Origin of the sequence: Actibacterium sp. (genome assembly GCF_041584535.1) — a bacterium.
Taxonomy (GTDB): Bacteria; Pseudomonadota; Alphaproteobacteria; order Rhodobacterales; family Rhodobacteraceae; genus Actibacterium_D.
Genome location: NZ_JBFHDW010000049.1, coordinates 1 through 11,536 on the forward strand (window position 1 = coordinate 1; position 11,536 = coordinate 11,536).

General features: G+C 60.9%; 12 protein-coding genes. 8 read left to right on the forward strand and 4 right to left on the reverse strand.

Features of this window, described 5'->3' with window-relative positions; genetic code table 11:
• Positions 1-190: 190 nt before the first annotated feature.
• From ABYW26_RS04025 to ABYW26_RS04040, 4 genes are read right to left on the reverse strand one after another with little or no spacing between them, the layout of a single operon-like run.
• A complete protein-coding gene (locus ABYW26_RS04025; RefSeq protein WP_372603511.1) occupies positions 191-1,651 on the reverse strand; it encodes a 2-hydroxymuconic semialdehyde dehydrogenase in 1,461 nt (486 codons plus the stop codon).
• Positions 1,652-1,655: 4 nt separating this feature from the next.
• Entirely contained in the window at positions 1,656-2,093 is a 438-nt protein-coding gene (locus ABYW26_RS04030; RefSeq protein WP_372603512.1) for a heme-binding protein, read from the reverse strand.
• A complete protein-coding gene (locus ABYW26_RS04035; RefSeq protein ID WP_372603513.1) occupies positions 2,093-3,013 on the reverse strand; it encodes a catechol 2,3-dioxygenase in 921 nt (306 codons plus the stop codon). The genes ABYW26_RS04030 and ABYW26_RS04035 overlap by 1 nt, the downstream gene beginning before the upstream one ends.
• Positions 3,014-3,036: 23 nt before the next feature.
• On the reverse strand, positions 3,037-3,513 hold the full coding sequence (locus ABYW26_RS04040) for a 2Fe-2S iron-sulfur cluster-binding protein (RefSeq protein ID WP_372603514.1): 477 nt from the start codon (positions 3,511-3,513) through the stop codon (positions 3,037-3,039).
• A gap of 77 nt (positions 3,514-3,590) precedes the next feature.
• On the opposite strand from ABYW26_RS04040, the gene ABYW26_RS04045 reads away from it, so the two are divergent.
• The 8 genes from ABYW26_RS04045 to ABYW26_RS04080 form a co-directional block, all read left to right on the forward strand.
• Positions 3,591-4,250 carry a GntR family transcriptional regulator gene (locus ABYW26_RS04045; protein ID WP_372603515.1) on the forward strand — a complete coding sequence of 220 codons (660 nt, stop codon included), beginning with the start codon at positions 3,591-3,593 and terminating at the stop codon, positions 4,248-4,250.
• Positions 4,250-4,780, forward strand: coding sequence for a redoxin domain-containing protein (locus ABYW26_RS04050; protein WP_372603516.1), 531 nt, complete (start codon positions 4,250-4,252; stop codon positions 4,778-4,780). The genes ABYW26_RS04045 and ABYW26_RS04050 overlap by 1 nt, the downstream gene beginning before the upstream one ends.
• A 284-nt stretch (positions 4,781-5,064) precedes the next feature.
• A complete protein-coding gene (locus ABYW26_RS04055; protein ID WP_372603517.1) occupies positions 5,065-6,348 on the forward strand; it encodes an ABC transporter substrate-binding protein in 1,284 nt (427 codons plus the stop codon).
• 57 nt (positions 6,349-6,405) lie between these two features.
• A complete protein-coding gene (locus ABYW26_RS04060; protein WP_372603518.1) occupies positions 6,406-7,140 on the forward strand; it encodes an ABC transporter ATP-binding protein in 735 nt (244 codons plus the stop codon).
• The gene (locus tag ABYW26_RS04065; RefSeq protein WP_372603519.1) at positions 7,124-7,837 is read left to right on the forward strand and encodes an ABC transporter ATP-binding protein; all 714 of its coding nucleotides are present in this window, start codon (positions 7,124-7,126) and stop codon (positions 7,835-7,837) included. The genes ABYW26_RS04060 and ABYW26_RS04065 overlap by 17 nt, the downstream gene beginning before the upstream one ends.
• Positions 7,837-8,703: a branched-chain amino acid ABC transporter permease gene (locus ABYW26_RS04070; RefSeq protein ID WP_372603520.1), complete on the forward strand. Its 867-nt coding sequence runs from the start codon at positions 7,837-7,839 to the stop codon at positions 8,701-8,703. The genes ABYW26_RS04065 and ABYW26_RS04070 overlap by 1 nt, the downstream gene beginning before the upstream one ends.
• 4 nt (positions 8,704-8,707) lie before the next feature.
• Positions 8,708-9,724: a branched-chain amino acid ABC transporter permease gene (locus ABYW26_RS04075; protein ID WP_372603521.1), complete on the forward strand. Its 1,017-nt coding sequence runs from the start codon at positions 8,708-8,710 to the stop codon at positions 9,722-9,724.
• A 492-nt stretch (positions 9,725-10,216) separates the two neighbouring features.
• Positions 10,217-11,536 (forward strand): hypothetical protein (locus ABYW26_RS04080; RefSeq protein WP_372603522.1); only part of this gene is annotated, 1,320 nt, incomplete at its 3' end.

Here is an 11,536-nt window from a genome sequence, read left to right on the forward strand (position 1 = left end):
CCCGACAAGACACGTTCTTCGTTGCCCAGCCAGCGTTTGGTGTTGATTTCCTGCACCTGATAGGCGGCGGCGACGTCGCCCTCGTCCAGCAGATCGCGGATCGGCGCGCCCGGAGTGCCGGATTGCCAGGCCGCCCACAGCCGGTCGGCGGCCTCTTTGATTTGGGTTTCGGATGTCATGGGAATGCCCTTCAGAGCTTAACGCAAATGTTTGTCAGTTCGGTGTAGAATTCGAGGCTGTGCACCCCGCCTTCACGCCCGATCCCGGAATGTTTGGTGCCGCCAAATGCGGTGCGCAGGTCGCGCAGGAACCACGAGTTGACCCAAGCGATGCCGACGTCGATCTGCGCCGCGACGCGATGCGCCTTGGACAGGTTTTCGGTCCAGATCGCGGTGGCGAGGCCGTAATTGGTGTCATTGGCCATGGCGATCACCTCGGCTTCGGTGTCGAACGGGGTGACGTGACAGACCGGGCCGAACACCTCTTCCTTGATGACGCGGGCGGTTTCCGGCAGGCCGGTCCAGATCGTCGGCTGCACCCATGCGCCATTGGCCAGATCGCCGGGCATGTCGGGAATGCCGCCACCGGTGACAACGGTGGCGCCCTCTTCAACCGCCAGCTTCATATAGGACAGCACCTTGGCCTGATGCTCTTTCGAGATCAGCGGCCCAAGGCTGGTATCGGGGTCATCGGGTTTGCCCAGAATCAGCTGTTCGGTTTGCGCCTTCAAACGGGCGACGAAGTCGTCAAAGATCGGGCGCTCGACATAGACGCGCTCGGTGCCCAGACAGACCTGACCGCAATTGGCAAAGGCCGAGCGCATCGTGCCCTCGATCGCCTTGTCCATATCGGCGTCGGCAAAGACGATCCCGGCGTTCTTGCCGCCGCATTCCATCGACACATGCCGCAGCCCGATGGCCGCCGACTGAACGATGATCTCGCCGGTGCGGGTCTCGCCGGTGAAGGTGATGCCATCGACATCGGGATGCGCGGTCAGAAAGGCACCGGCGCTGTCGGGGCCAAACCCATGCACGACGTTGAACACGCCTTTCGGCACGCCCACTGTGTTCATCACCTCGCCCAGCAGCGCGGTGGTCAGCGGCGTTTCCTCAGACGGTTTCACCACAACCGTGTTGCCACAGGCCAGCGCCGGGCCGACTTTCCATGTCATCAGCAACAGCGGCAGGTTCCACGGGCTGATCACCGCGATCACGCCCTTGGGCTTGCGCACCCCATAGTTCAGCGCGCCTGCGCCATCGGGGGTGTCCAGATGAAAGGTCTCGGTCGGGACGTTCTTGACCGTGTCGGCGAAGACCTTGAAGTTCGCCGCACCGCGCGGGATGTCGACATGGCTGGCCAGACTGCGCGGCTTGCCGGTGTCCAGAATTTCCGCATCCAGAAAGTCGTCGAAACGGCGGTTGATCTCGTCCGCGACCGCGTAAAGCATGGCCGTGCGCTCGGCCATGGTCATCCGCCCCCACGGACCTTTCAAAGCAGCGCGGGCGGCGGCGACGGCCGCGTCGACCTCGGGTTTCAACCCTTCGTGGACCACACCGATTTTCTCGCCGGTAACCGGGCTGAAATTGTCAAAGGTCCGGCCACTTGTGCCTTTGGTGTATTCACCATTGATGAAATGAAGGGCATCCGTCACTGATTTATTCCTGGTTTGGGCCAAGCCCGATTGCATTGATCCCCGCGCGGGCACAGGCGTCGTCCTGTTCGGCCGAAGCGCCCGAGACACCAATCGCACCGACCAGATGCGGCCCGTCCCAGATCGGCAGACCACCCGGAAAGGCAGCGACGCGGGGTTGAGTTGTAATTCCCGTCAAAACAGCGGGTTCGCCTTTCAGCGCGTCAAAAAGCGCACCACTGGGCAGCTTGAAACCGGCCGCTGTATAGGCCTTGTCCTGCGCGATCTTGCCCGAGGGCAGAAACGCGCCATCCGCCCGCAGAAACGCGATCAGATTGCCGCCAGCGTCGGTCACGGCGGCATTCACGGCAACGCCCACTTCGGCCCCCGCCTCCACCGCCGCCTTGACGGCGGTGAAAGCGGCCTCAGCCGTCAGGTTGCGAGAGACAACCGTGGCCGTCATCAGGTCACGACCGACAGGAAGGCTTCGTTCAGCTGACGCTCGTAATAAAAGATACCTCGGCCGACGTTGTTGTGATCCCAGACACGCACCGGGTGATCCTTGTAGGCGGTATACCCCCCGGCAAAGACCTCGTTCCGGTTGCCCGACGGATCGAAGAAATAGATCGTCTGGCCGCGAGTGATACCGTGACGGGTCGGGCCCAGATCGCGGCTGATGTCGTATTGGGTCAGCAGGTCAGCGGCATGGCCGATGTCGTGCCAGTCTTCCAGATAAAAGGCCAGATGGTGCAGCTTGCCCGGCTCGTCATGCTTCACGAAGGCGATGTCATGCGCCTTGTTCGACACGGTCATCCAGATGGCAAGGGTGCCGTCCGGCAGATCGACCCGCTCGGGCAGGTGAAAGTCCAGAACCGTGGTGAAGAACTTTTCGACCTCGTCGATATTCGGACCGTAAAGCAGGCAGTGGTCCATGCGCTGAGCGCGCATGCCATGCGGCGGCTTGTGCCAGATATAGGGGTTCTTGGTTTCCGGCGCGTTTTCGGACAGGTCCATATCGGCATAAAGCTCGATGCGGTGGCCCGACGGAATGGTAAAGCCGATGCGGCCGCCGGTGCCCGGCATTTCGCCTGCGGCAACGTCATCCACGCTCAGGCCATACTCTTCGATGCGCTTGCGAAAGCTGTCGACGGCGCCCTGACCATCGGCCTTGAAGGCGAAGAAGTCGATACCGGCGGTGTCGGCCTCGCGCAGGACCACCGAATGGCGGTGGAATTCGTCAAAGCATTTCAGATAAACGCGGCCATCGGCCTCGCGGCTGACAAGCTCAAGGCCGATATATTCGACATAATGCTTGATGGCTTCTTCCATATCCAGCACGCGCAACTGCGCGATACCCGGTCGTAGCAGACCCTCTTGAGACATTGGTGTTCCTCCCAAATCTGGTGTTAATCAGTTGCTTCTTTAAACCGCCGCGGCCCGACGAACGCCGGTTCGATGACGAGATCACTTTTGGGATAAACACGGCAGCTCAGCGCGTATCCGTCCCCTTGTTCCTGTTCCGAGACATGCGCCCGGCTCATCTTGCCGGTCTCATAGTCGCCCGAGATCACCCGGATACGGCAGGCACCACAGCCCCCCTGACGGCACCCCACCCGCACGGGGATCTGTCCACAGCGTTCCAGCGCCGACAAAAGCTTTTCCCCGACCCCACACAGATACGGCTGATCCTCACCCGAAATCCAAACACTGAATGTCGCATCTGCGGTCTGCTCAGTCACGGAATCGCCCCCCCCATCCGGCTTGACCCGAACATGCCGGAGGGCAATATCGTTTGTCAAATTAAATATCGTTTTTTTATGCCATAGGTGTTTAAAAACGATATTTGTATTTTTTATCGTTGTTTTTTGCGTGGATTTGGGCAATAGCTGAAATCGGAGAAACAGGGGAAATCATGATGACTCTGGCAGGAGCTGGCCTCAACCTCGGTGCAAAAACGTCTGTGAAAACAGCGATCGAAGAGGTGTATGCGTCGCTGCGTCAGGAAATTCTGAATGGCGAACTTGCACCGCAAAGCCGCTTGCGAATCGAGGAATTGCGTCAGCGTTACGGTGTCGGCTCATCGACTGTGCGCGAGGCGCTTTCGCGGCTTTTGGTCGAAAACCTTGTCACCACCGAAGGCCAGCGCGGCTTTCACGTGGCGCCGGTGTCGATCAAGGATTTCCGCGAGATCGTCGAAATGCGCACCCTGCTCGAAGCCCGCGCCGTGCGCGAAAGCATTCAGCATGGCGATGACGATTGGGAAAGCCGCTTTGTCGCCGCCCATCACCGCCTGTCCAAGATCGAAACCGAAATGCCCGGACGCGAAAAGGCCACCGTTGACGAATGGGAAATCCGCAACCGCGAATTTCACAACGCGATGATTTCGGCCTGCACCAATTTGTGGCTGCTGAACTTTCGTGAAATTTTGTATAACCACTCGGTCCGCTATCTGCGGATTTCGTTGACCGAGCGGACTATTCCCCGCGATGTGCGGGCCGAACATGACGCGATTTTCAATGCGGTGATCAACCGCGATCAGGATCTTGCGGAAAAACTGACGATTGACCACATCCGCAAATCCGTCGCGGTGATGGAAGCCCGCAAGCTGGGAGAGACCTGATGCTTGTGCCTATGTCCAATGCCCCGACCCTGCGCCTGCCGACCGTGGCCCATGGCCCCTATGACCTTGCCCAGCGGGTGCCGCCCGGTGGCACGCTGGTCTCGTTCTATCGCAGCCTGCATTGCGGGATCTGCAAGACCCACCTGAAGGAACTGGACGACCGCATCGGCGATTTCGCCATTCGCGGCGTACGCCTGATCGCGGTCAGCACCGACACGCCCGAGCGCTCCCAACAGTTGGTGTCAGAGATGCAGATCATCCGCCTGCCGGTCGGGCATTCGCTGGACCTGAAGGCCGCGCGGGATGACTGGGGTCTGATGATCTCGACCGCGCGCGACGACACTGACGAACCAGCCTTTTTCAGCGAACCGGCGCTTTATTGGGTGCGCCAGGATGGCACGATCGGTTTCAGCCTTGTGCTTTCGGTGCCGTTCATGCGCCCCGAAGCCAACCAGATTCTGCGCGCCATTGACGCCGCCAAGAAAACCGACGCCCCGCCGCGCGGTGCCTATACCGGGCCGCTGCCCTAAGGGCACCGGGCCTTACGAAATCCCAAGCGCAGGAGGAGCGCCTGAATGAGTAAACACAGCCACACGAACTAGTGTGACCCCCTGCCCGGCCATCGCCGCCCGAAGCGCGGCATCTGACCGGCAGGTTTCACCCACATGTCGCAGAGCATTCCCCCTGACCCCGGTCAGGGACCGGATGGGTTTTGCCCGCTCTGCCCCGATACGACCAAGACCGCCAGCCCTGTCCGGGCTGGCACAGGGAGGCTTTTGCGGTGCGCAGCGCCCGCTTTTTCAAGGAGGAAAGAATGTCCAAGTCCAAATTCACCCCCACGCGCCGGGGCTTTATCCAAGGCGTCGGCGCCGCTGGCGCGCTGGCCTATGCCGGTGGCCTTGCCACTCCGGCTTTGGCCAAGACCAAGACCATCAAGATCGGTTTTGTCACGCCGCAAACCGGCCCGCTGGCCATTTTTGCCGAGCCGGACCAGTTCACCCTGAACCAGTTCGCCAAGCAGATCGGCAACGGCCTGATGATCAACGGCACCGAGCATCCGGTGGAATTCATCGTCAAGGACAGCCAGTCGAACTCGAACCGCGCCTCGTCGGTTGCGCAGGAACTGATCCTTGGGGACGAAGTTGATATCATCATGGCGACCTCGACCCCCGACACCACCAACCCGGTGGCGGATCAGGCCGAACTGAACGGCGTGCCCTGCATCACCAACGACACCCCGTGGCAGCCGCATTTCTTTGGCCGTCAGGGCGACCCGGCAAAGGGCTTCCAGTATACCTATCACTTCTTCTGGGGGCTTGAGGACATCATCTCGGTGTTCATGTCGCAATGGGATCAGCTGGACACCAACAAGGTTGTCGGCGCCCTGTGGCCGAACGATCCGGACGGCAACGGTTGGAGCCACCCGCAACTGGGCTTCCCGCCGGTCATGGCCGAGCGCGGCTATCAGTTGGTCGATACCGGCCGCTATCAGAACATGTCGGACGATTTCAGCTCGCAAATCTCGGCCTTCAAAGAGGCGGGCGTCGAGATTGTCACCGGCGTGATGATCCCGCCCGATTTCACCACATTCTGGACTCAGGCCGCGCAGCAGGGGTTCAACCCGAAGGTCATGCAGGCCGCCAAGGCGACCGAATTCCCGCAGGCCATCGCCGGTCTGGGCGATCGCGCCGACGGTCTGTCGGTCGAAGTCTGGTGGTCGCCGCATCACCCGTTCGCCTCCAGCTTCACCGGCCAGACCTCGGCCGAACTGGCCGCCGATTACGAGGCAACCACCGGCAACCCGTGGACCATGCCGCTGGGCTTTAAACACTCGCTGTTCGAAGTCGCAATGGACGCGCTGAAACGCACCGAGGATCCGACCGATCCCGACAGCATCGTCGCCGCGATTGCCAGCACTGCGTATGACTCGGTCGTGGGTCACATCGATTTCAGCAAGGGTCCGGTTCCGAACATCGCCAAGACCCCGCTGGTCGGCGGTCAGTGGCACATGGACGGCGGCAAGCCGGTTCTGGAAATCGTCGAAAACAGCGACAACCCGAACATCCCGACCGGCTCGTCCATGCGGGCGATCGGCTAACGACATTGTCAGGGGCCGGCGCGCCCTGCCCCTGACACCACCTTCCGGGAGAACACCATGCAGCCAATTTTGTCGCTCAGGGGCGTCAACAAGACTTTCGGCGCGCTGACCGTAGCCGATGACGTGAACCTTGAGGTGCCGCAGGGGCAGGCGCTTGGCATCATCGGCCCGAACGGGGCTGGCAAATCGACGTTGTTCAACCTGATCGGCGGCGCGCTGCCGGTTTCGTCCGGGACGGTCAGCTTTGGCGGGCAGGACGTCACCCGCAAAACCGCGTCCGAGCGCTGCCGGCTGGGGATTTCCCGCAGCTTTCAAATTCCGCATCCCTTTGTCGGGATGACCGTTTACGAGAACCTTTTGGTGGCGTCGGCCTTTGGCGAAAGCGGCCACACCAACCCCGAACAGGCCTGCCGCGAGATCCTTGAAAAGACCGGGCTGATCGACAAGGCCAATGTGCCCGCCGGGTCGCTGACCCTGCTTGAGCGCAAGCGGCTGGAACTCAGCCGGGCGCTGGCTTCGGGGCCGAAACTTTTGTTGCTGGATGAAATCGCCGGTGGCCTGACCGAAGGCGAATGTCACGCGCTGGTCGACACCATCAAGGGCATCCGCGACATGGGCGTTTCGATCATCTGGATCGAACATATCGTTCACGCCCTGACCGCCGTGGTCGAGCGCCTGATCGTGATCGACTTTGGCAAGATCGTAGCCGAGGGCGACCCGAAACAGGTGATGGCCGACCCGCTGGTTCAGGAAATTTACATGGGGATCGCGGTCGATGACCAGGCTACTTGAAACACAGGCGCTTGAGGCGTTTTACGGCGACTTTCAGGCCCTGTTCGGCATTGATTTCACCGTGGATGAAGGCGAAACCGTCGCCATCATCGGCTCGAACGGCGCTGGCAAATCCACCTTTCTGCGGGCTTTGACCGGGCTGCGGCCGACCAAGGGCCAAAGCATCGAATTTGCCGGTCAATCAATTGCCGGCATGGCCGCCGACCGCATCCACAAGCTGGGGCTGGCCATGGTGCCCGAAGGCCGCCGCCTGTTCCCGTCGCTGACGGTCGAGGAAAACCTGCTGATCGGCGCTTCGGGCCATCGCGCCGGGCCGTGGACGCTGAAACAGGTGTACGAGATCTTTCCCGACCTCGTATCGAAACGCAGAAACCCCGGCACCGCGCTGTCGGGCGGCCAACAACAGATGGTGGCAATCGGCCGCGCCCTGATGTCGAACCCGCGGCTGTTGCTGTGCGACGAGATCAGCCTTGGACTGGCGCCGAAAGTCATCAAGGACATCTATCAGGCTGTGCCGCGCATCCGCGAAAACGGCACCTCGATTCTGGTGGTCGAACAGGATGTAGGTCAGGCGCTGGCCGTGGCCGACCGGATTTACTGTTTCATGGAAGGGCGCGTGTCTTTGACCGGCACGCCGCAATCGGTCACGCGCGCGCAGATCGCCCGCGCCTATTTCGGTATGGGGGAGGACGCGTGATGGTCTGGATCAACGCTTTGGTTCAGGGGGTTCTGCTGGGCGGGCTTTATGCGCTGTTCGCGGCGGGGCTAAGCCTGATGTTCGGCGTGATGCGCTTTGTGAACATCGCTCATGGCGATTTCATCGTGGTCGCCGCCTATCTGATGCTGACCTTCGTGGTGACTTGGGGCCTGAACCCGATCATTGGCGTGGCGCTGGTGGTGATCCTGCTGGGGATCGCCGGCTATGCCAATCAGCGGTTCGTTTTGAACCGCGTTCTGGGCAAAGACATCCTGCCGCCCATTCTGGTGACCTTCGGCATGTCGATCATCATCCAGAATGCCTTGCTTGAGGTGTTCTCGGCCGACAGTCAGAAGCTGCAGACCGGCTGGCTGGACACGTCCAGCATCTCGTTCGGCCATAACGTCGCTATCGGGGTGCTGCCGCTGATGATGTTCATCGCCGCCGTCGCCGCGATCGGGCTGTTGCAGCTGGTGTTCTATCGCACCTCGCTGGGGCGGCTGCTGCGCGCCACGTCGGACGACCCGGAAATCGTGCCGCTGATGGGCGGCAATAACGCCCATATCTTTGCCATCGCCACCATGCTGGCCAGTCTGGTCGTCGCGGTTGCCGGGATTTTTCTGGCGATGAAAACCAACTTTGACCCCACAGCGGGTCCGGCGCGGCTGTTGTTCGCGTTCGAGGCGGTGATCATCGGCGGGCTGGGCAATATCTGGGGCACGCTTCTGGGCGGGATCATTCTGGGCGTTGCCCAGACCATCGGCGCGCAAATCGACGCCGGGTATCAGATCCTTGCCGGGCATCTGGCCTTTCTGATCGTGCTGATCGTCCGCCCCACCGGGCTGTTCCCCAAGATGAAAGGCTAAGATCATGGCGACCATTTCACACACTGCGGCGCGCGGCCAAAAGGCATCGGCCCTGACCCAGAAACTGATGCTGGCGCTGGTGCTGATCGTGACCGTCGCTTTGGCCTTTGCGCCGATGTGGGCGGGCCGTGCCGATCTGCGGCTGCTGATGGAGGCGTTCAGCTTTCTGGCGCTGGCGCAGATGTGGAACATGCTGGCGGGCTATACCGGGCTGGTCTCGGTCGGGCAGCAGGCCTTTGTCGGGCTGGGCGGGTATCTGTTCTTCGCGCTGGCGATCTTTTCCGGCATCCCGGTGCTGTTGGCCATTCCGGCAGCGGCGATTGCGACCGCGCTGATCGCCATTCCCACCGGCTGGGTGGCGTTCCGCCTGCAGGGCGCTTATTTCGCCATCGGCACATGGGTGATCGCCGAGGTGTTCCGGCTGATCGCGGCACAGGCCTCGGCGCTGGGGGGCGGTTCGGGGATTTCCTTGCCGGTCGAGCTGGCAAAATCCATCGCCGCGACCCGCGATGGCCGCGATCAGGTGATGTATTACATCGCCTTTGCCATCGCCGTGCTGTCGGTGGTCGGGGTCTGGGGGCTGTTGCGCTCGCGCTGGGGTCTGGCATTGACCGCGATCCGCGACAGCGAAAACGCCGCCGAAAGCGTCGGGGTGAACACCCGCCGTGCGAAATTCCTGATCTACGTCCTGACCGCCGGCTTCACCGGCCTGACCGGGTCGTTCATCTTTCTGCAAAAGCTGCGCATCACCCCGGAAGCGGCCTTTAGCGTCAATGAATGGACCGCTTTCGTGATCTTCATCGTGGTGATCGGCGGCATCGGCACCATCGAAGGCCCGATCCTTGGCGTGATCATCTTCTTCGCCCTGCGCCAGATCGCCGCAGATTGGGGCACGTGGTATCTGATCATGATGGGTTCGATCGCGATCGGGGTCATGCTGATCGACAAGCGCGGCATCTGGGGCGCGCTGAAATCGCGCTATAATCTGGCGATTTTTCCGGTCGGGCACCGGCTGGACTAGCACACCCCAATACCCGACCCTGACAGCCGCCGCGGACAGCCCCCCTGTTCGCGGCGGTCTTCATGTATCTTCCCCATAAGCCCCATGCGAAAATTCCGCTTTAGAATCAGTGTATTTTCCATATCGCATTTACTTATTCGGTATTTTGAATAACCAAACACACGTCTGAGGTGAAAATTAACCATTTGCGTGAGTGCGCAGCAAAATTTCAAGATCAAGTTACGCTACGTCACTTTGTTGCGCGGCCGCCAAGGCCCTGACTGTAACAATTCTTAACACACTGTTTTTAATGCCTTATTTCCTCGTTTTTTTTCAAATTCAACCACAGAGCTAGCAGCGGACTCCCTAGCCCCTTCTGCCGTGAATTTTTGTAATTTTTTTCCTATTGATCAAAAATTGCACACCGTCATACATGCGCCAATTAAGAGAAATTTAAATGTTTCCTGCATGCGGCGATTTTCTGCCTCGCAGGGTTTGAGTGAGCAGTAGATCGTGACAGCTTCAGACTCGGATAATGTCTGGCCGGTCAGAGCCACCCGCACATTAGCGTTCATTCTTTTTTCACTTTTTTATGCCTCATCGCCCTCGTTCGGCGCGATTTCCTGCACGGCAAAAGACGTCAAAGGCATCACGGTCAGCAATTTCACCGTCACCGAAGCCTGTTCCGGCCCCTCTGACACCGGCACTGCGAAATTCGATCTTGGGTTCGACTTTACCGGCGGCTCGAAATACGACTTCGTTCTGGCGATCATGGACGCCGCCGACACGGTGGGCGATGGCACGCTGGACAGCAGCGAATGCCTTGGCCAGATGGCGACGGGCAACGCATCGCCCTTTGCGGATACCGATGGCGACGGCGATTGTTATGACCTTGGCGCTGGCACCTATAGCTTTTCCAACATCTCCGCGCCATTTCAGTGCCCGGTCAATGGCTCGGGCGGGTTAGAGACCAGTTTCACCCCGCGCGTGGTGTTCGGCTGGAACGGCGACGGCGGCTTTAACGTCAGCTGTGCCGAGCCCTCGACGACCTCGACCGCGGCAGCGACCAAGATCACCCTGTCTAAAACCACCACGGACACCAGCAGCACCGGCACCGCGACCGGCAGCTTTGCCTTCACCACCACCAATACCGACACCGCCAGCCCGTCGCTGACCACTACTGCGGCCAGCACCCCGGTTTCGACCGATCTGTGGGTCACCGGCACCGTCAGCGGCGGCGCTTATACCGCCGATGTGGCAATCACCGAGACGCTGGATTCGGCGTGGGATCTGACGGCAATCGCCTGCACAGACGGCAGCGGTTCGGCGGTGGGCACCTATGATCTGGCCACCGGTCTGGTCACCCTGCCCGCCAGCAGCCTGACGCTGGGATCGACCCTGTCCTGCGCCTTTACCAATAACGCTGCCTCGGCCGCGTCGGCCACGCTGACGCTGAACAAGGTCGTTGTCGGCGGCACGGCGGTGGCGGGGGATTTCACCCTGACCGCAACCGGCCCGGCAACGCTGAGCGGCACCAGCGGCATCTCGGGCACGGTTCCGACCGGCACCTATACCCTGAGCGAAACCAGCGTCACCGACTATTCCAGCGCGGTTGCCTGCTCGGGCGCCGCCGACACCAATCTGACTGACGGCCTGACGCTGGCCGATACCGAGACCGTCACCTGCACCTTCACCAACACCTATTCGCCCGCGACCGCGAATTTCACCGTCTCCAAATCCCAGACCGGCGGCAGCAACCCGGTCACCGCGCCCGGCGCGATTTCGTGGACCATCACGGTTGAGAACACCGGCTCGGTCGCGCTGACCAGCCCG